General features: G+C 71.6%; 14 protein-coding genes. 13 read left to right on the top strand and 1 reads right to left on the bottom strand.

Going from position 1 to position 17,943, the window contains the following annotated elements:
- The first annotated feature begins 2 nt into the window (after positions 1-2).
- From ABTY15_RS18670 to ABTY15_RS18610, 13 genes are all read left to right on the top strand, one after another.
- Entirely contained in the window at positions 3-1,655 is a 1,653-nt protein-coding gene (locus tag ABTY15_RS18670) for a UDP-N-acetylmuramoyl-L-alanyl-D-glutamate--2,6-diaminopimelate ligase (RefSeq protein WP_502893533.1), read from the top strand.
- Complete coding sequence (locus ABTY15_RS18665; protein ID WP_350590937.1) at positions 1,652-3,055, top strand: UDP-N-acetylmuramoyl-tripeptide--D-alanyl-D-alanine ligase; 1,404 nt, start codon at positions 1,652-1,654, stop codon at positions 3,053-3,055. Before ABTY15_RS18670 ends, ABTY15_RS18665 begins: the two co-directional genes overlap by 4 nt.
- Positions 3,052-4,113: a phospho-N-acetylmuramoyl-pentapeptide-transferase gene (gene mraY, locus ABTY15_RS18660; RefSeq protein ID WP_350590929.1), complete on the top strand. Its 1,062-nt coding sequence runs from the start codon at positions 3,052-3,054 to the stop codon at positions 4,111-4,113. The genes ABTY15_RS18665 and mraY overlap by 4 nt, the downstream gene beginning before the upstream one ends.
- Entirely contained in the window at positions 4,110-5,549 is a 1,440-nt protein-coding gene (gene murD, locus ABTY15_RS18655) for a UDP-N-acetylmuramoyl-L-alanine--D-glutamate ligase (RefSeq protein ID WP_350590925.1), read from the top strand. The genes mraY and murD overlap by 4 nt, the downstream gene beginning before the upstream one ends.
- Positions 5,550-5,596: 47 nt before the next feature.
- Positions 5,597-6,970, top strand: coding sequence for a putative lipid II flippase FtsW (gene ftsW, locus ABTY15_RS18650; protein WP_502893532.1), 1,374 nt, complete (start codon positions 5,597-5,599; stop codon positions 6,968-6,970).
- 6 nt (positions 6,971-6,976) lie between these two features.
- Positions 6,977-8,083: an undecaprenyldiphospho-muramoylpentapeptide beta-N-acetylglucosaminyltransferase gene (gene murG / locus ABTY15_RS18645; protein ID WP_350590913.1), complete on the top strand. Its 1,107-nt coding sequence runs from the start codon at positions 6,977-6,979 to the stop codon at positions 8,081-8,083.
- Complete coding sequence (locus tag ABTY15_RS18640) at positions 8,076-8,852, top strand: cell division protein FtsQ/DivIB (RefSeq protein ID WP_350590905.1); 777 nt, start codon at positions 8,076-8,078, stop codon at positions 8,850-8,852. Before murG ends, ABTY15_RS18640 begins: the two co-directional genes overlap by 8 nt.
- A 363-nt stretch (positions 8,853-9,215) precedes the next feature.
- A complete protein-coding gene (ftsZ, locus tag ABTY15_RS18635) occupies positions 9,216-10,442 on the top strand; it encodes a cell division protein FtsZ (RefSeq protein ID WP_350590901.1) in 1,227 nt (408 codons plus the stop codon).
- On the top strand, positions 10,439-11,170 hold the full coding sequence (gene pgeF / locus ABTY15_RS18630) for a peptidoglycan editing factor PgeF (RefSeq protein ID WP_350590894.1): 732 nt from the start codon (positions 10,439-10,441) through the stop codon (positions 11,168-11,170). The genes ftsZ and pgeF overlap by 4 nt, the downstream gene beginning before the upstream one ends.
- The gene (locus tag ABTY15_RS18625) at positions 11,170-11,976 is read left to right on the top strand and encodes a YggS family pyridoxal phosphate-dependent enzyme (RefSeq protein ID WP_350590890.1); all 807 of its coding nucleotides are present in this window, start codon (positions 11,170-11,172) and stop codon (positions 11,974-11,976) included. The genes pgeF and ABTY15_RS18625 overlap by 1 nt, the downstream gene beginning before the upstream one ends.
- Positions 11,977-12,206: 230 nt before the next feature.
- Positions 12,207-12,809: a cell division protein SepF gene (locus tag ABTY15_RS18620; protein WP_350590882.1), complete on the top strand. Its 603-nt coding sequence runs from the start codon at positions 12,207-12,209 to the stop codon at positions 12,807-12,809.
- A gap of 99 nt (positions 12,810-12,908) precedes the next feature.
- Positions 12,909-13,190, top strand: a complete 282-nt coding sequence (locus tag ABTY15_RS18615; RefSeq protein WP_350590878.1) for a YggT family protein — start codon at positions 12,909-12,911, stop codon at positions 13,188-13,190.
- Between the two features lie 59 nt (positions 13,191-13,249).
- Complete coding sequence (locus ABTY15_RS18610) at positions 13,250-14,581, top strand: DivIVA domain-containing protein (RefSeq protein WP_350590873.1); 1,332 nt, start codon at positions 13,250-13,252, stop codon at positions 14,579-14,581.
- A gap of 176 nt (positions 14,582-14,757) precedes the next feature.
- On the opposite strand, the gene ileS is transcribed toward ABTY15_RS18610, so the two are convergent.
- Entirely contained in the window at positions 14,758-17,886 is a 3,129-nt protein-coding gene (gene ileS, locus ABTY15_RS18605; RefSeq protein ID WP_350590868.1) for an isoleucine--tRNA ligase, read from the bottom strand.
- Positions 17,887-17,943 lie beyond the last annotated feature (57 nt).

Here is a 17,943-nt window from a genome sequence, read left to right as displayed (position 1 = left end):
GCATGAGCAACGAGCGGGCCGGGCTGGACGACGGCGCGGCGAAGGCCCGGTTTGGCCCTGGACACCCTTCGGCGGATAGCCTTCCCGCCGTGCCGAAACCCGAGCAAATCACCGTGAGTCCGCCCCGCCCGGCCGCGACCGCCACCCTGCCGCTCGCCGAGCTGGCCCGCCAGCTGGGTCTTGAGCCCGTCGAGGGGGGCCCGGTCAGCGGCGTCACCCACGACTCCCGCGCGGTGCGCCCGGGCGACGTGTACGTGGCCTTCCCCGGCGCCAACCACCACGGCGCGGCCTTCGCGGCCAAGGCCGCCGAGGCGGGCGCGGTGGCCGTGCTCACCGACCCGGCCGGCGCCGAGCTGGCCGCCGGTACGGGCCTGCCGCTGCTGGTCGTCGACCGGCCGCGGGCCCGGATGGGCGAGCTGGCGGCCGCCGTCTACGGCCACCCGTCCGAGCGGCTGCTGATGATCGGGCTGACCGGCACCAACGGCAAGACCACCACCTCGTACCTGGTCGAGGGCGGGCTGCGCGGCGCCGGACGCAGCCCCGGCGTGATCGGCACCGTCGAGATGCGGGTCGGCAGCGAGCGGATCAAGAGCGAGCGGACCACCCCGGAGGCCACCGACCTGCACGCGATCCTCGGCGTGATGGCCGAGCGCGGCGCGGACGCGGTGACCATGGAGGTCTCCAGCCACGCCCTGGTCTTCGGGCGCACCGACGGGGTGACGTACGACGTCGCGCTGTTCAACAACCTCACGCCCGAGCACCTCGACTTCCACCCGGACATGGAGGACTACTTCCAGGCGAAGGCCCGGCTCTTCCAGCCCGGCAAGTCCCGCCACGGCGTGGTCAACCTGGACGACGAGTACGGGCGCCGGCTGGCCGCCGAGGCCAAGATCCCGGTGACCACCTTCTCCGCCGCCGGCGCCGTCGAAGCCGACTGGCGGGCCGTGGACGTCCAGCTCGGCCCGGTCGGCTCGACCTTCCGGGTGGTCGGCCCGGGCGGCGCCGAGGCCGACGCCTCCGTGCCGCTGCCCGGCCCGTTCAACGTGGCCAACGCGCTGGCCGCGATCACCCTGCTGGTCGCCGCCGGACTGCCGCTGGACCGGGCCGTCGCGGGCGTCGCCGCGGTGCCCGGGGTGCCGGGCCGACTGGAGCGGGTGGACGCCGGACAGCCGTTCGTCGCCGTGGTCGACTACGCCCACAAGCCGGACGCCTTGCAGGCCGTCCTCGGCTCGCTGCGCGAGGTCACCAAGGGCCGGCTGCACGTCGTGGTCGGCTGCGGCGGCGACCGCGACCCGCACAAGCGCGGGCCGATGGGCGCCATCGCCGCCCGGCTCGCCGACACCGCCCTGCTGACCAGCGACAACCCGCGCAGCGAGGACCCGCTGGCGATCCTCGCCACCATGCTGAACGGTGCCGCCGCGGTGCCCGAGGCCGAGCGCGGGGCCGTCCTGGTGGTGCCCGACCGGGCCGAGGCGATCCAGCTCGCGGTCGCCCGCGCCCAGGCGGGGGACACCGTGCTGGTGGCCGGCAAGGGCCACGAGCTCGGCCAGTACGTACGAGACGAGATCCGCCCCTTCGACGACCGGGAGGTGCTGCGCGAATCCATCACGCAGGCCACGGCCGCCCGGGGCGACCGAGGAGTAGAGCAGCAGTGATCGCACTGACCCTCGCCGAGGTGGCCGCGGCCGTCGGAGGCACCCTGGACGGCGTTGACCCGGCCACCCCGGTGACCGGCCCGGTCGAGGTCGACTCCCGGAAGGTGCGCCCCGGCGGCCTGTTCGCGGCCTTCGTCGGCGAGCACGTGGACGGCCACGACTACGCGGCCACCGCGATCGAGGCCGGCGCCGTCGCCGTGCTGGCCTCCCGCCCGGTCGGCGTGCCCGCCGTCCTGGTCGACAGTGTGGTGGACGCGCTCGGCAAGCTGGCCCGGACCGTGGTCGCCCGCGCCGCTGGCACCGCCGTGGTCGCGCTGACCGGCTCGGCCGGCAAGACCAGCACCAAGGACCTGATCGCCCAGCTGCTCCAGCGCCTCGGCGACACCGTCTACCCGCCCGGCTCGCTCAACAACGAGATCGGCCACCCGATGACCGCGCTGCGGGTGGAGCCGTCCACCCGGCACCTGGTCATGGAGATGGGCGCCCGGCACAAGGGCGACATCGAGTACCTGACCTCGATCACCCCGCCCCGGATCGGCCTGGTGCTGAACGTCGGCACCGCGCACGTCGGCGAGTTCGGCTCGCAGGAGGCGATCGCCGAGGCCAAGGGCGAGCTGGTCGAGGCGCTGCCCGCCGACGGCGCCGCGATCCTCAACGCGGACGACCGGCTGGTGCGCGCGATGGCCTCCCGTACCAGGGCCAGGGTGGTCCTGTTCGGGGAATCCCCGGACGCCCACGTCCGGGCGACCGGCGTTCGCCTGGACGCCACCGGACGGCCATCGTTCACGCTCACCACCCCGGCCGGTTCCGCGCCCGTACAGCTGCGCCTGTACGGTGAGCACCACGTCTCGAACGCCCTCGCCGCCGCCGCGGTGGCGGTGGAGCTCGGGATGTCCGTCGACGACACCGCGACAGCCCTGAGCGAGGCGGGTGCGCTGTCCCGCTGGCGCATGGAGGTCGTCGACCGGGCCGATGGTGTCACCGTCGTCAACGACGCCTACAACGCGAACCCCGACTCGATGCGGGCCGCGCTGCGGGCGCTGGTCTCGATGGGGGGACGCGGCCCGGAGCGCCGCCGCACCTGGGCGGTGCTCGGCGAGATGCGGGAGCTCGGCGAGGAGAGCCTGGCCGAGCACGACGCCATCGGGCGGCTCGCCGTCCGGCTGGACGTCACCAAGCTGGTGGCGGTCGGCGGACGCGAGGCGGCCTGCATGGAACTCGGCGCGAGGAACGAAGGTTCGTGGGGTGAGGAGTCGGTGCTGGTGTCCGACGCGGACGCGGCGGTCGAGCTGCTGCGCAGTCAGCTGCTCCCGGGGGATGTGGTCCTGGTGAAGGCGTCCCGTTCGGTGGGGCTGGAGAAGGTGGCCGAGGCGCTCCTGGCGGACGGTGCTGCCCGATGAAGCAGATCCTCTTCTCGGGCATGATCGGCCTGATCCTGTCCCTGGCCGGCACGCCCGCCCTGATCAAGCTGCTCGCCCGGCACGGCTACGGCCAGTACATCCGCGACGACGGCCCGAAGGCGCACCACAGCAAGAAGGGCACGCCCACCATGGGCGGCATCGCCTTCATCCTGGCGACGCTGATCGCCTACTTCGCGACCAAGGCGATAACGGGCGAGAGCCCGACCATCTCCGGGCTGCTGGTGCTCTTCCTGACCGCCGGCCTCGGCCTGGTCGGCTTCCTGGACGACTACATCAAGGTGGTCAAGCGCCGTTCGCTCGGTCTGCGGGCCAAGGCGAAGCTGGCCGGCCAGTCCATCGTCGGTCTCGTCTTCGCCGTCCTGGCGCTCCAGTTCCACGACGACCGCGGGCTCACCCCGGCCTCCCAGTCCCTGTCGTTCGTGCGGGACTTCAAGTGGTCGATCGGCCCGGTGCTGTTCGTCATCTTCGCGTACTTCATGATCGCGGCCACCTCCAACGGCGTGAACCTCACCGACGGCCTGGACGGTCTGGCCACCGGCGCCTCGGTGATGGCCTTCGGCGCCTACACCTTCATCGGCGTCTGGGAGTACGGCCAGAGCTGCGCCTACTTCTTCTCCGCGACCAACAGCTGCTACGACGTCCGGGACCCACTGGACCTCGCGGTGGTCGCCGCCGCCCTGATGGGCTCCTGCTTCGGCTTCCTCTGGTGGAACACCTCGCCCGCCAAGATCTTCATGGGTGACACCGGCTCGCTCGCCCTCGGCGGCGCCCTGGCCGGTCTGGCGATCTGCTCCCGCACCGAGCTGCTGCTCATCCTGCTCGGTGGCCTCTTCATGATCATCACCCTCTCGGTGATCATCCAGGTCGGCTCCTTCCGGATGACCGGCAAGCGCGTCTTCAAGATGGCGCCACTACAGCACCACTTCGAACTCAAGGGCTGGAGCGAGGTCCTGGTCGTGGTCCGGTTCTGGATCATCCAGGGGCTCTGCGTGGCCGTCGGCCTCGGCCTCTTCTACGCGGGATACGTGACCGGATGACCAACCCAGACTTCGTGGACCTGCCCGTCGTCGTCGCCGGACTCGGCGTCTCGGGGATCAGCGCGGCCCGGGTGCTGCGCGACCTCGGCGCCCGGGTCACCGTGGTCGACGGCGGCTCCTCGGACGGCCTGCGGGCCCGGGCCGCCGAGCTGGAGGCACTGGGCGCCACCGTGCGCCTGGGCGACGGCGACACCCTGCCCGAGGGCACCCGGCTGATCGTGACCTCGCCCGGCTGGCCGCCGAACAGCCCGCTGTTCGCCGCCGCCGAGGCCGCCGGCGTCGAGGTCTGGGGCGACGTCGAGCTCGCCTGGCGGCTGCGCAGGCCGCTGCCGGCCACCGGCGAGCCCGCCCCCTGGCTGGCCGTCACCGGTACCAACGGCAAGACCACCACCGTCCAGATGCTCGCGTCGATCCTGACCGCGGCCGGCAAGCGCACCGCCGCCGTCGGCAACGTCGGCGTCTCGGTGCTGGACGCGGTGCTCGCCGAGGAGCCGTACGACGTCCTCGCCGTCGAGCTCTCCAGCTACCAGCTGCACTGGGCGCCCTCGCTGCGCCCGTACTCGGCGGCCGTGCTCAACCTGGCCCCCGACCACCTCGACTGGCACGGCTCGATGGAGGCGTACGCCGCCGACAAGGGCCGGATCTACGAGGGCAACGTCGTCGCCTGCGTGTACAACCTGGCCGACCCGGCCACCGAGGCGCTGGTCCGCGAGGCCGACGTCGAGGAGGGCTGCCGGGCGATCGGCTTCGGCCTCGGCGCGCCCGGCCCGTCGAACTTCGGCGTGGTGGACGGGCTGCTGGTCGACCGCGCCTTCGTCGAGGACCGGGCCAAGAACGCGGCCGAGCTGGGTGCCGTCGAGGACGTGAACCCGCCGGCCCCGCACAACATCACCAACGCGCTGGCCGCGGCGGCGCTGGCCCGGGCGTACGGCGTCGAGCCGAAGGCCGTCCGGGAGGGCCTGCGGGCCTTCCGGCCGGACGCCCACCGGATCGCCGAGGTCGGCGTGGTCGACGAGGTCACCTACATCGACGACTCCAAGGCCACCAACACCCACGCCGCCGCCGCCTCGCTGGCCGCCTTCCGGCCGATCGTCTGGATCGCCGGCGGCCTGGCCAAGGGTGCGACCTTCGACGACCTGGTGCAGGGCTCGGCCGAGCGCCTGCGCGCGGTCGTGCTGATCGGCGAGGACCGCGCGCTGATCCGGGAGGCGCTGGAGCGACACGCTCCGGATGTCCCGGTGATCGAGGCGGCCGAGGGCCAGACTGGCGCGGTGGCGATGACCGAGGTCGTCCGAACGGCCGCGTCGCTCGCCCGATCGGGTGACACGGTGCTGCTGGCCCCGGCCTGCGCCTCGATGGACATGTTCACCAACTACGGCGAGCGCGGCGACCTGTTCGCGGCGGCCGTCCGGCAGCTGGCGGACCCCGGCGAGTGAGCCGGTTCTAGGGCGAACGAGCCGCATCGAGAAGGAGCGCTAGGGGCGTGGTGGCGGGGCAGGGCAGGGCGGGTTCCGGGGTGCCGGAGAAGGACGCCGCCGAGCCGTGGCGAGTGATCTCGGCCACCACGACCAAGTACAAGTCGGCCGGTCCGCTGGCCCGGGTGCAGGCGTTCCGGGCGCGGCTCGGGTATTGGCTGGACCGGCCGCTCGCGCCCTACCTGCTGGTGGTCGGCACGACGCTGCTGCTGGTGGTGCTCGGTCTGCTGATGGTCTTCTCGGCCTCGCAGATCCTGGCCCTGGGCCAGCACCACTCGGCGCAGTACTACTTCCTCAAGCAGCTGATCGCGGCCATCCTCGGCCTGGTCCTGCTGATCGGCTTCGCCTCCGTCCCGGTGGCGGTGCTGCGGGTGATCGTCTACCCGGTGATGTTCGGGGTGATCGGCGCGCTGGCGCTGGTCGCGGTGCCCGGCGTCGGGATGCGGATCAACGGCAACCAGAACTGGCTGGACTTCGGCTTCTTCCAGTTCCAGCCCTCCGAGTTCGCCAAGCTCGCACTGGTGCTCTGGGGTGCCGACCTGCTCGCCCGCAAGCAGAAGGCCGGCACCCTCACCACCTGGAAGCACCTGCTGGTCCCGCTGGTGCCGGGCGCCCTGCTGCTGCTCGCGCTGATCATGCTCGGCGGTGACATGGGCACCTCGATGATCCTGGTCGCCATGCTGTTCGCGCTGCTCTGGATGGTCGGCGCGCCGCTGCGGCTGTTCGTGGCCACCCTGGGCGTGGCCGTCGTGGTCTGCACGGCCCTGGTGGTCACCGTCCCGCACCGGGCCGAGCGGCTGGGCTGCATCGGCGTCACCAAGCTCGACCCGGAGGGCGCCTGCTTCCAGGCCCTGCACGGCGTCTACTCGTTCGCCCTCGGCGGGGGCTTCGGCACCGGCCTGGGCGCCGGGGTGGAGAAATGGGGCCAGCTGCCCGAGGCGCACACCGACTTCATCTTCGCCGCCACCGGTGAGGAACTGGGCCTGGTGGGGACGCTGTCGGTGATCGGTCTCTTCGCGGCACTAGGCTACGCGGGTATCCGTGTGGCCATCGGTACGAAGGACCCCTTCGTCAGGTACGCCGCGGGAGCCGCCACCACCTGGATCATGGCGCAGGCCATGATCAACCTGGGGTCGGCGCTGGGACTGCTGCCCATCGCGGGCGTCCCGCTCCCGCTGTTCTCCTACGGCGGTTCCGCCATGCTGTCGGCCATGTCCGCGATCGGTGTGCTGCTGTGCCTGGCGCGCAGCACCTCGGGCGCGAAGGCGGCCTTGGCCGCCCGGACCAAGAACTCCCGGATCAGGAAGCGACTGGCCCGGGTGCTGCCACGACGACGAACCACAGCGCGCCCGGCCCCGGTGCCGGCACGCAGGGAGCGGTGAATTTCGGTGCATGTCGTACTCGCCGGCGGGGGGACCGCCGGTCACATCGAGCCGGCCATGGCCCTCGCGGACGCCCTCCGCAGGCACGACCCGTCCATCGGGATCACCGCCCTGGGCACCGAGCGTGGTCTGGAGACCCGGCTGGTGCCCGAGCGCGGCTATCAGCTGGAGCTCATCCCGGCCGTCCCGCTGCCCCGCAAGCCCACCCCCGAGCTGATCACCGTCCCGGGCCGGCTGCGCGGCACCGTCCGGGCCGCCCAGGAGATCATCGAGCGGGTCAACGCCGACGCCGTGGTGGGTTTCGGCGGCTACGTCGCGATGCCCGCCTACCTGGCCGCCAAGCGGGCCGGGGTGCCGATCGTGGTGCACGAGGCGAACGCCCGTCCGGGCCTGGCCAACAAGATCGGGGCCCGCTACACCGACTTCGTGGCCGTCTCCACACCGGACAGCAAGCTGCGGGACTCCCGGTACATCGGCATCCCGCTGCGCCGCACCATCGCCACCCTGGACCGGGGCGCCGCCCGGCCGGAGGCCCGTCAGTACTTCGGCCTCGACCAGCGGCTGCCCACCCTGCTGGTGTCGGGCGGCTCGCAGGGCGCGCGCCGGCTCAACGAGACGGTCACCGCGATCGCCCCGCGGCTCCAGCAGTACGGCGTGCAGATCCTGCACGCGGTCGGCCCGAAGAACGAGCTGCCGCAGGTGAACGACATCCCCGGGATGCCGCCGTACCGGGCCGTGCCGTACGTCGACCGGATGGACCTCGCCTACGCGGCGGCCGACCTGATGCTCTGCCGGGCCGGCGCCATGACGGTGGCCGAGCTGGCGGCCGTCGGTCTGCCCGCCGCCTTCGTCCCGCTGCCGATCGGCAACGGCGAGCAGCGGCTGAACGCCCAGCCGATGGTGAAGGCCGGCGGCGGTCTGCTGGTGGACGACGCCGAGTTGACCCCGGACTGGGTGCTGCAGAACGTGCTGCCGGTGCTCACCGACCCGCAGCGGCTGTGGGACATGAGCCGGGCCGCCGCCGAGTTCGGCCGCCGGGACGCCGACGAGCTGCTGGTCGGCATGGTCTACGAGGCGATCGAGGCCTCCCGCGGCGGTCGCCGCCGTGGCTGACGGCCGGCTCGCCGACCCTCTGGAGGACGAGCTGGAGGACGAGGAGTCCGCTCCTCGGCTCCGGCTCTCCCGGAGGGGCATCGTGGTGCTGGGCGTGCTCGGCGCCGCGGTGCTCGGCGTGCTGGCCTGGGTGGTGTTCCTGTCCTCGGTGCTGGACGTGCGCGACGTCGCCGTCCAGGGGACGCAGGACCAGAAGCTGACGGCGGACCAGGTCCGCGGGGCGATCGGCGGGCTCGGCGACGGCCCGCTGGCCCGGGTGGACCTGGACGACGTCCGTCGGCGGGTCGAGGCCATCCCTCGGGTGGCCAAGGCCGAGGTGTGGCGGGGCTGGCCGCACACCCTCCAGGTGAAGGTCGTCCAGCGCAAGGCGGTGGCCGCCGTCAAGGGGGAGGACGGCCAGTTCACCCAGGTGGACGCCAACGGCGTGAGCTTCGCCACCGAGGCGGCCCCGCCGCAGGGGGTGCCGGTGGTCGAACTGCGGCTCAGTCAGCAGGCGAAGGATGCCGATGGGGTGATCTCCCGTCCGCAGTTGGTGCAGGGCGCGGTGACGGTCGCCGCCGGACTTCCGCCGGGGGTGTCCGGCCGGGCCGGGGCGGTCCTGGTGCATTCCTACGACGACATCCAGCTACAGCTCACCGGGGGTGCGACGGTCCGCTGGGGGAGCCCGGAGCAGAATGACCGAAAAGCCCGGGTGCTGGTGGCGCTGCTGAATCAGAAGGGTACGAACTTCGACGTGAGTGCGCCGGAGGCGCCGGCGGTGTCGGGATGATCCGGTAGGTTCTTTGCCTGAGGGAGGGGTTGACGCCTCGGAGTGTCGGCCCGACCCTTGGTGGTCACCCCGGTTTCATGTGCCGGCCGATGATCACATAGGCTCAAAAGAAAAAGGGAAGCTCGGCGTGTTCGTTGAAACGCGTGCCCGGAGCCACCTAGTGTCCTGTGTCACCAGACTGTGTTTCCTGGTGATGTGACGGAGGCACAGCACTAACCCTAAAGGTCAAGTTTAGGGTTGGGGTCGGCGGTCGGCATTTCGGACATTCAGTCAGAAACCAGGCTCCCTACCCATCGACATCCGTCGGTACGGCTCCTCATCGGACCGGACCGACCCGGAAATTCGAGGCGAGAGGCCTTCGACGTGGCAGCACCGCAGAACTACCTCGCAGTCATCAAGGTCGTCGGCATCGGCGGCGGTGGTGTCAACGCCATCAACCGGATGATCGAGGTCGGTCTCAAGGGCGTCGAGTTCATCGCGATCAACACCGATGCGCAGGCCCTCCTGATGAGCGACGCCGACGTCAAGCTCGATGTGGGCCGTGAACTCACCCGGGGCCTCGGCGCCGGCGCCAACCCCGAGGTCGGCCGCAAGGCGGCCGAGGACCACCGCGAGGAGATCGAGGAGGTCCTCAAGGGGGCCGACATGGTCTTCGTGACCGCCGGCGAGGGCGGTGGCACGGGCACGGGCGGCGCGCCCGTCGTCGCCAACATCGCCCGCTCGCTCGGCGCGCTCACCATCGGCGTGGTCACCCGGCCCTTCACCTTCGAGGGCCGTCGCCGGGCCAACCAGGCCGAGGACGGCATCGCCAGCCTGCGCGAAGAGGTCGACACCCTCATCGTGATCCCCAACGACCGGCTGCTGTCCATCTCGGACCGCCAGGTCAGCGTGCTGGACGCGTTCCGCTCGGCCGACCAGGTGCTGCTCTCCGGTGTCCAGGGCATCACCGACCTGATCACCACCCCCGGTCTGATCAACCTCGACTTCGCCGACGTCAAGTCCGTCATGTCGGACGCCGGATCGGCGCTGATGGGCATCGGCTCGGCCCGCGGTGAGGACCGCGCCAAGGCGGCCGCCGTGATGGCGATCTCCTCGCCGCTGCTGGAGGCCTCGATCGACGGCGCCCGCGGCGTGCTGCTCTCCATCTCCGGCGGCTCCGACCTCGGCCTGTTCGAGATCAACGAGTCGGCCCAGCTGGTCAGCGAGGCCGCCCACCCCGAGGCCAACATCATCTTCGGTGCCGTCATCGACGACGCGCTCGGCGACGAGGTCCGGGTCACCGTCATCGCGGCCGGCTTCGACGGCGGGCAGCCGCCGGCGATCGTCCGCGACCCGGTCGTCAAGGCCACCCCGGCCGCCTCGACCGCCCCCGCGGCTGCCCCGGAGCGCCCGGCCACCCGGCCGTCCTACGGGAGCATCGGCTCGGTGACGTCCCGTTCGGAGGGTGAGAGCCCCGCCGCCGCGCCGCGGGCCGCCGAGGCTCCGGCCACCACGACCGCCGCGCCGGTGCCGCCGCAGGTGCAGCCGGCCCGCCAGCCGTACGTGGAGAGCCCGGCCGAGGAGCTCGACGTGCCGGATTTCCTTAAGTGATCGATCACGCGGTACACGCGGGTGCTCACTTCGCCTTCACCGACCGGTGGGGCGGGGTGAGCACTTCGCCGTACGGGGAGCTCAACCTCGGCGGCGCGGTGGGGGACGACCCGGAGGCCGTCCGGGAGAACCGGGGGATCGCGGCCCGGGAGCTCGGACTGAACCCGGCCGACGTGGTCTGGATGAACCAGGTGCACGGTGCGCAGGTCGCCGTGGTGACGGAGCGCCAGCCGCTGGGGGAGGCCCCGATGGTGGACGGGGTGGTCACCGACCGGCCGCTCGCGCTCGCCGTGCTGACCGCCGACTGCACCCCCGTCCTGCTGGCCGACCCGGTGGCGGGCGTGGTGGGCGCGGCCCACGCCGGTCGGCCCGGGCTGGCGGCCGGGGTGGTGCCCGCGGTGGTCACGGCGATGGTCGAACTGGGGGCCGAGCCCGGGCGGATCACCGCCGCCACCGGCCCCGCGGTCTGCGGGCGCTGCTACGAGGTGCCGGCCGAGCTGCGCGCCGAGGTCGCCGCCGTGGTGCCCGCCGCGTTCGCCGAGACCTCGTGGGGGACACCGGCGCTGGACGTGCCGGAGGGAGTGGCGGCCCAGCTGGCCGCTGCGGGGGTCACCGAGTTGGTGCGATCATCGGTCTGCACCCTCGAATCCGCCGATCACTACTCCTATCGCCGCGAGCGGCGCACGGGCCGGCTCGCGAGCTACGTCTGGTTGGGCTCTGATCACTGATGACGAACGACATCTACGGACCGTTCCCGGGGAACGCCGCCGGTTTTCCCGATGAGACCTGGTTGAAGGCGCTGACGGAGGGCCAGCGGGCCCGGTACGAGGAACTCGGCACCAACCTCGACGTGGTCGAGCGCCGGATCGTGGACGCCTGCGCGGCCGCCGGGCGGGCGCGGGACGAGGTCACCCTGGTCGTCGTCACCAAGACCTACCCCGCCGAGGACACCGCGCTGCTGGCCGGGCTGGGGGTGACCGACGTCGCGGAGAACCGCGACCAGGACGCCGCGCCCAAGGCGGAGCAGTGCAGAAACCTTCCGCTTGACTGGCACTTCGTCGGGCAGCTCCAGACCAACAAGGTCCGTTCGGTCGTCCGGTACGCGAACCACGTGCACTCGGTGGACCGGCTGCGGCTGGTCGAGTCGCTCTCGGCGGCGGTGCTCAAGGCCGAACGGCCGGAGCTGGGCTGCCTGGTGCAGGTGGCGCTGGACAAGGAGCACGGCGAGGGCGGGCACCGGGCCGGGGTCGCCCCCGAGGACGTCGCGGCCCTCACCGACGCGATCGCCGACACGCCCGGGCTGCGGCTCGACGGTGTGATGACCGTCGCTCCGCTGTCCGGTCCGCTGGCCGGCGACCCGGCCCGCGCCTTCGCGCGGCTGGCGGAAATCGCAACCGCCGTACGGACCGCCCATCCGGCTGCCACCATGGTTTCCGCAGGGATGAGCGGCGACCTTGAGCAGGCGATTGCCGCCGGAGCGACACATGTGCGCGTCGGAACGGCGGTACTCGGAGTGAGGTCACCCCTCAGGTAACGTCACCGAGTAAGTAGATCAGACTGCAGGACAAAATAGGACAGAATCTAGCAGCTCTCCGGAGTGCTAGCGAACCGTGGATCGCAGCTCCGCGGCCCCCACCCACGACACCTGACCGATCGTCGATCTGACGGGCCGTCGTGGGCGGACCGCGGAATCCGCAGGCAGGGCCGGCCACGGCCCGGCCGCCGGGGACGGAGCCGGTCCACCACAGCGGAGGAGACAGGAGCATGGCCGGCGCAATGCGCAAGATGGCGGTCTACCTCGGCCTCGTGGAGGACGAGACGTACGACGGCCAGGGGTACGACCCCGACGACGACTACGACGCGGACCCCGAGCCGATTCGCACCGGAGAGCGGACGGAGGACATCCCCCGGCCCGCCGCCGCGCCCGCGCCGGTCTCCTCGATCACCCCGCAGCCGGTCCCGGCCGCGGTGCCGATCCGGCAGGAGGCCCCGAGGATGGCCCCAGTGTCGTCCATCACACCCGAACGCCGCCACAACCTGGAGAAGAGCGCCCCGGTGATCATGCCCAAGGTAGTGAACGAACGAGAGCCCTACCGCATCACCACGCTGCATCCTCGAACCTACAACGAGGCCCGTACCATCGGGGAACAGTTCCGTGGCGGGACCCCGGTGATCATGAATCTCACCGAGATGGACGACACTGATGCCAAGCGACTCGTAGACTTCGCCGCTGGACTCGTCTTCGGTCTGCACGGCAGTATCGAGCGCGTGACTCAGAAGGTGTTCCTGCTGTCTCCTGCTAACGTCGATGTCACGGCGGAGGACAAGGCTCGGATCGCCGAGGGTGGGTTCTTCAACCAGAGCTGACCCGGCCACGACTTTACGTGTGGATCTGATCAACAGTGGGTTAGCGACAGGTGACGAGCGGTAGGCCCTAGGGCCCGGGACCGGGGAGAGGGAAACGCGATGAGCATCGTGTGGGCGGTGATCTTCTACGCCCTGACCGTCTTCCTGGTGTTCCTGCTTGCGCGGCTGGTGATGGACTGGGTCTTCCAGTTCGCACGTTCGTGGCGGCCCGGCAAGGCCATGGTTCTGGTCCTGGAGGCCACGTACACTGTCACGGATCCGCCGCTCAAGCTTCTTCGGCGGTTCATTCCGCCGTTGCGTTTCGGGGGCGTCGCGCTCGACCTGTCGTTCTTCGTACTGATGATCATTGTGTATGTCCTGATCTCGCTTGTGCGGCCCTAGTCGTAGGTGAGCGATGCGACAGGATGCCGGTGTGCCGACGATCACGTTGAGGTGAAGAGATGCCATTGACCCCCGAGGACGTTCGGAACAAGCAGTTCACGACCGTCCGCCTGCGCGAAGGCTATGACGAGGACGAGGTCGATGCCTTCCTCGACGAGGTCGAGGCGGAGCTGACCCGCCTTCTCCGCGAGAACGAGGACCTGCGCGCCAAGCTGGCCGCCGCGACTCGTGCCGCCGCGCAGAACCAGGCCAACATGCGGAAGGAGCCGCCGCAGGACTCCCGTCCCGGCGCGCCCGTCCCGGCTGCCATATCCGGCCCGCCGGTGCCCGGCCAGCAGGGCCCGGGCGGCCCGCAGCAGATGGGCCCCGGTGGTCCGCAGCAGATGGGCCCGGGTGGTCCGCAGCAGCAGCAGATGGGCAACCAGCCCCTCGGCCTGCCGTCCGGCGCCCCGCAGCTCCCGGCCGGCCAGGGTGGTCCGATGGGTGGCCCGCAGCAGCAGATGAACCAGACCATGGGCGGCCAGCAGCAGCTGGTCCAGCCGATGGGCGGTCAGATGCTCCAGCCCATGGGCGGCCCCGGTGGCCCGCAGCAGATGGGCAACCCGATGGGCCAGGGCATGGGCCAGCAGCAGATGCAGCCGATGGGCGGCCCGATGGGCGCGCCGCAGCAGATGGGCGGCCCGATGGGCGCCCCGATGCAGCAGCAGGGCCCCGGTGGCGACAGCGCCGCCCGCGTCCTGGCGCTCGCCCAGCAGACCGCCGACCAGGCGATCTCCGAGGCCCGCTCCGAGGCCAACAAGATCGTCGGCGAGGCGCGCAGCCGGGCCGAGGGCCTGGAGCGCGACGCCCGTGCCAAGGCCGACGCCCTGGAGCGGGACGCGCAGGAGAAGCACCGGGTCGCGATGGGCTCGCTGGAGTCCGCACGGGCCACGCTGGAGCGCAAGGTCGAGGACCTGCGGGCGTTCGAGCGTGAGTACCGGACGCGCCTGAAGTCGTACCTGGAGACCCAGCTGCGTCAGCTGGAGTCGCAGGCCGACGACTCGCTCGCCCCGCCGCGGATCCCCGCCACCGCGTCGCTGCCGCCGGCGGCCTCGTCGATGGCGCCGGCCGGTGCCGGTGCGATGAGCAGCGGTGCACCGTCCTTCGGCGGGAACCAGCCGTCCTTCGGTGGCAACTCGCCGTCGTTCGGTGGGCAGAGCTCCTTCGGTGGGAACGTGCCGGCCCCGAGCTTCGGCGGGCAGTCGACCGGTGGCAACACCGGCGCGCCGCAGATGCAGCCGGCCGGGATGACCCAGCCGATGGCGGCCGTCCGGCCGCAGCCTCCGCAGCCGATGCAGCAGGCGCCGGCGCCGATGCGGGGCTTCCTGATCGACGAGGACGGCGACAACTAGGCTTCGCCGCTCTCGGGGAGCGTCCCCTTTCCGGCCCTTCGGGGTTGGGGAGGGGGCGCTCTTTTTGTGTGGGGGGTGGGGATCTTCGCGGGGGAGTCGGATCGGGGGAGGGGCGCGGGCGTGGGGGGACGGCGAAGCCGCCGGAACCCGGGGGGTTCCGGCGGCTTCGGGTGGGGTCAGGCCTTGCGGAGCTGGAAGGCGAGGCCGAGGGCTTCGTCGCTGAAGGTCTCGGACTGCCAGTCGGCGGCGCCGGCGGCGAAGTCGGTGGCGAGCACCTCTTCGGCGACGAGCGGGCCGTGCTCGGCGATGGCCTCGGCGGTCTCCTCGACGGTGGCCCGCCAGCGCAGGACGATCCGGTCGGCGACGTCGAGGCCGGAGTTCTTGCGGGCCTCCTGGATCTGGCGGATGGCGTCGCGGGCGATGCCGAGCCGCTTGAGCTCCGGGGTGATCGCCAGGTCGAGGGCGACGGTGGCGCCGGACTCGTTGGCGACGGCCCAGCCCTCGCGCGGGGTCTCGGTGATGATCACCTCGTCGGGGGAGAGGGTGATCGTCTCGCCGTTCAGCTCGACGCCGGTCTCGCCGGTGGCCCGCAGTTCGGCGGCGAGCTTGGCGGCGTCCGCGGCGGCGACCGCCTTGGCGACGTCCTGCACGCCCTTGCCGAAACGCTTGCCCAGCGCGCGGAAGTTGGCCTTGGCGGTGGTGTCGACGAGCGAGCCGCCGACCTCGGCCAGGGACTCCAGGGTGGAGACGTTGAGCTCCTCGGCGATCTGCGCCCGCAGGTCGGCGGGCAGTTCCTCCCAGCCCTGGGCGGCGACCAGGGCGCGGGACAGCGGCTGACGGGTCTTCACGCCGGACTCGGCGCGGGTGGCCCGGCCGAGCTCGACCAGGCGGCGGACCAGCGCCATGTGCCGGGAGAGGTCGGCGTCGATCAGCGTCTCGTCGGCCGTCGGCCAGCTGGTCAGGTGGACCGAGGCCGGGGCGTCCGGGACGACCGGGACGACCAGGTCCTGCCAGACCCGCTCGGTGATGAACGGGGTGAGCGGGGCCATCAGGCGGGTGACCGTCTCCAGCGCCTCGTGCAGGGTGGCGAGCGCGGCGGCGTCGCCCTGCCAGAAGCGGCGGCGGCCGCGGCGGACGTACCAGTTGGACAGGTCGTCGACGAAGCCGGAGAGCAGCTTGCCCGCCCGCTGGGTGTCGTACGCCTCGAAGGCCGCGTCGACCTCGCGGACCAGGGTGTTCAGCTCGGAGAGCACCCAGCGGTCCAGCTGCGGGCGGTCGGCCGGGGCCGGGTCGGCGGCCGAGGGGGCCCAGTCGGCGGTGCGGGCGTACAGGGCCTGGAAGGCGACGGTGTTCCAGAAGGTGAGGAGGGTCTTGCGGACCACCTCCTGGATGGTGCCGTGGCCGACCCGGCGGGCCGACCAGGGCGAGCCGCCGGCCGCCATGAACCAGCGGACGGCGTCGGCGCCGTGCTGGTCCATCAGCGGGATCGGCTCCAGGGTGTTGCCCAGGTGCTTGGACATCTTGCGGCCGTCCTCGGCCAGGATGTGGCCCAGGCAGACGACGTTCTCGTAGCTGTTCTTGTCGAACACCAGGGTGCCGACGGCCATCAGGGTGTAGAACCAGCCGCGGGTCTGGTCGATCGCCTCGGAGATGAACTGCGCCGGGTAGCGCTTCTCGAACAGCTCCTTGTTCTGGTACGGGTAGCCGTACTGGGCGAAGGGCATCGAGCCCGAGTCGTACCAGGCGTCGATGACCTCGGGCACGCGGGTCGAGGTGCCGCCGCACTCGCGGCAGTCGAAGGTGACCTCGTCGATGAAGGGGCGGTGCGGGTCGAGCTCGCCCTGGTCGGTGCCGGTGAGCTCGGTGAGCTCGGCCAGCGAGCCGACGCAGGTGAGGTGGCCCTCCTCGCAGCGCCAGATCGGCAGCGGGGTGCCCCAGTAGCGGTTGCGGCTGAGCGCCCAGTCGATGTTGTTGTTCAGCCAGTCGCCGAAGCGGCCGTGCTTGACCGTCTCCGGGAACCAGTTGGTGGCCTCGTTCTCGCGGATCAGCGCGTCCTTGACGGCGGTGGTCCGGATGTACCAGGACGGCTGCGCGTAGTAGAGCAGCGCGGTGTGGCAGCGCCAGCAGTGCGGGTAGCTGTGCTCGTACGGGACGTGGCGGAAGAGCAGGCCGCGCTCCTTGAGGTCCGCGACCAGGGCCTCGTCGGCCTTCTTGAAGAACTGGCCGCCGACCAGCGGGACGTCCGGGGCGAAGGTGCCGTCGGCGAGCACCGGGTTGACCACCGGCAGGCCGTACTTGCGGCAGGTCGCGAGGTCGTCGGCACCGAAGGCGGGGGCCTGGTGGACGACACCGGTGCCGTCCTCGGTGGTGACGTAGTCGGCGTTGAGGACGAAGTTGGCGTTCTCCAGCTCGACCAGCTCGAACGGGCGCTGGTAGGTCCAGTGCTCCATCTCGATGCCGGTGAAGGACTCGCCGGTGGTCTCCCAGCCCTCGCCGAGGGCCTTGGCCAGCAGCGGCTCGGCGACGACCAGCTTCTCGTTGCCGTCGGTGGCCACCACATAGGTGACCTGCGGGTTCACGGCCAGGGCGGTGTTGGAGACCAGGGTCCACGGGGTGGTGGTCCAGGCCAGCAGGGCGGCCTGGCCGGCCAGCGGGCCGCCGGTCAGCGGGAAGCGGACGTAGACCGAGGGGTCGACGACGGTCTCGTAGCCCTGGGCCAGCTCGTGGTCGGACAGGCCGGTGCCGCAGCGCGGGCACCAGGGGGCGACCCGGTGGTCCTGGACCAGCAGGCCCTTGTCGAAGATCTGCTTGAGCGACCACCAGACGGACTGGACGTACGACGGGTCCATCGTCCGGTAGGCCTCGTCGAGGTCGACCCAGTACCCCATGCGGGTGGTGAGCTTGGCGAACTCGTCGGTGTGGCGGGTCACCGACTCGCGGCACTTGGCGTTGAACCCGGCGATGCCGTACGCCTCGATGTCCTGCTTGCCGGAGAAGCCGAGCTCCTTCTCGACGGCGAGCTCGACCGGGAGGCCGTGGCAGTCCCAGCCGGCCTTGCGGGCGACGTGGAAGCCCTTCATCGTCCGGAAGCGCGGGAAGACGTCCTTGAAGACGCGGGCCTCGATGTGGTGGGCGCCGGGCATGCCGTTGGCGGTCGGCGGGCCCTCGTAGAAGACCCACTCGGGGCGGCCCTCGGACTGCTCCAGGCTGCGCTGGAAGATCTTGTTGTCCTGCCAGAAGGACAGGATCTGGTGCTCCAGGGCAGGCAGGTCCACCTGCGCGGGGACGGGGTTATAGGTGCTCATCGCTGGCGTCTACCTCCGGCGGATGCGTGGGCTGGATCCTCCGGAGGGACGAGACGG

It is taken from the genome of Kitasatospora sp. NPDC097643, from assembly GCF_040302625.1.
GTDB lineage: Bacteria > Actinomycetota > Actinomycetes > Streptomycetales > Streptomycetaceae > Kitasatospora.
This window is presented reverse-complemented; position numbering and strand designations above follow the sequence as displayed.